At 71.3% G+C, this 1,776-nt stretch carries 2 protein-coding genes; one reads left to right on the forward strand and one right to left on the reverse strand.

What is annotated here, in order from left to right; translation table 11 throughout:
- On the forward strand, positions 1–368 hold a 368-nt coding region (locus tag ACZ6R6_RS49295; RefSeq protein WP_470104471.1), incomplete at its 5' end, for a sigma-70 family RNA polymerase sigma factor family protein.
- 76 nt (positions 369–444) lie between these two features.
- Here the strand turns inward: ACZ6R6_RS49295 and ACZ6R6_RS49300 are convergent.
- On the reverse strand, positions 445–1,614 hold the full coding sequence (locus ACZ6R6_RS49300) for an MAB_1171c family putative transporter (RefSeq protein WP_470104473.1): 1,170 nt from the start codon (positions 1,612–1,614) through the stop codon (positions 445–447).
- Between the last annotated feature and the right edge of the window lie 162 nt (positions 1,615–1,776).

Here is a 1,776-nt window from a genome sequence, read left to right on the forward strand (position 1 = left end):
CCCAGCCCGCCGATATCGTCCGGGCCTTCAAACGGGCCTGGGAGGCCAAGGACCTCCACGCCCTCATCGCCCTCCTCGACCCCGACGCCACGGCGGTCGCCGACGGCGGCGGCCTGGTCAGCGCCGCGCTCCACCCGCTCGAAGGCGCCGAACAGATCGCCCGCCACATCATCGCCATCGCCGACAGGGCACCCGACCTGGCGATCCTGGAGCGTACGGTCAACGGTCAGCCCGGTCTGGTGGCTCAGATCGACGGCGTCACCGTGACGGTGGCGGCGTTCGACATCGCAGGTGACCGGATCAAACACATCTGGGCGGTACGCAACCCCGACAAGCTCCAACCATGGACGGTGGGGCCACAGCGCTAGGTTCTGTTCGGGCTTCGGATCCAATGATGCGCGGTGCTTCGGCGAGCTGTCGCAGGGCGTCCAGGGTATGCGGTGTTCAGGCCGCTTCGGCGGGCGTCGCGTAGGTCGCGCCGGCCCGTTCCCGGACCTCGTCCACCACCGGTGAGCTGGTGAATGCCGCCGACACCGCGCTCAGCCAGGCCGTCTCCGCGTCGATGCTGGGTACCGAGGAGGCGCGCGCGGCGGGCGGTTGCGGCCAGCTGTGCCCGGACTTCCGGGCCACCAGCGCGGCGGCGACCTCGGCGGCCGCCATGGTCGGCCCGTCCTCGGCGGCGGCGTGCCGGCAGGCCGACTCGCGCACCCAGTCCGCCAGTTCGGGCGGCACGTGCTGGCGCAGGGCCAGCAGTCCGTCCCGGATCTCGATCAGCTTGCGATACAGCGCGAACTCCGCGCCACACCGGGCGGTCGGCGGCAACGCGATCCTGGGTAGCGCGGCCACCAACACCGCCCACAGCGGCGTCACCGCGCGGACGTCGCGCCGGGCCGTCAGCCACCGCAGCGGCCGCTCCACCATGCCCTGCCAGGTGGTCACCACCGCGCCCGCGACCCACAGCGCCATCGCCACCAGCCCGATCAACCGGCCGACCGGCAGGAAGTCGTCACCGGGCAGGCCGGTCACCGACACCCAGAGCGTGGGAAGGCCGGAGTACAGGCCCCACACCACGGTCACCGCCGAGGCCGTCACGATCACCTGCAGTCCGGTGCGGAAGCTGCCGCGCGGGCACTGCCGGGCATGCCGGGTGAGCACCCGCATGAACCTCATAAGGCAGCCGACCGCGTATCCGACCAGCACCACCTGGTATCCGACGGCGCCGAACCGCCAGCCGAAACCGGGAGTGCCGAGCTGATCGACATGCAGTGCCACGTCGACGGAGCACACCGCCATCAGCACCCAGCACAGCACCAGCGGCCACAACCGGGTGCGCGGCACGGGGGTCTGGGTGGCGCGGGCCAGCCGCATCAGTAGGTGCACGCCCAGCACCTGCAACGCGTTGCTCACCAGCCGGCATACCAGAGTCGCCGTAGGCGCCCCATGGGCAGACAGCAGTCGCACGGTCGGTTCGGCCGAGACCGTCAGCGCTGCCGCCATGCTCAGGAAGAACCCCAGCAGGTATCGCATCCCGGGGCTCAACGGGACGCGCCGCGCGGCGGCCAGCTTGCCTGCGCTGATCAGCACCAGCATCCCGGCCGCGAAATAGCTGATCACCTCAGTCACCGGGGCCGAACGCCGAGCGCAGGCGTTCCAGCTCGCTGCTCACCGGTCCGGCGGGCATGCCGCGGCGGGCCTTGTGCATGATCAGCGAAGCGACCATCTCCGCCTCCTGCTCCTGCCGTTGGGCGTAGGTCGTGCGGCCCAGCACCCGCCGTA

It is taken from the genome of Streptosporangium sp. NPDC048886 (assembly GCF_055586905.1).